1 protein-coding gene is annotated in these 257 nt (G+C 65.8%); it reads left to right on the top strand.

The genetic code is table 11. The features are described 5' to 3' along the window. Nucleotides 1-34: 34 nt before the first annotated feature. On the top strand, nt 35-257 hold a 223-nt coding region (locus AC0CH8_RS18940), incomplete at its 3' end, for a glutathione S-transferase N-terminal domain-containing protein (protein ID WP_465241207.1).

Below are 257 nucleotides of genomic sequence, written 5' to 3'. Positions count from 1 at the left end.
GCTACATCTCGATCAACGCGGATTACCGAAGCTGATGCTGACGATCTGGGGGCGCCTCAACTCGCACAACGTCCAGAAGGTCGTCTGGCTCGCCGAGGAGCTGGCGCTCCCCTATGTCCGGCATGACGTCGGCGGCCGCTTCGGCATGGCCGCCGCCTACCGCACGCTCAACCCGAATGCGCTGCTCCCGACGATCGAGGACGACGGGTTCGTGTTGTGGGAGTCGAACGCGATCCTGCGCTACCTCGCGGCGCACG

Source organism: Sphingomonas sp. AC435 (genome assembly GCF_979253005.1).
This window is presented reverse-complemented; position numbering and strand designations above follow the sequence as displayed.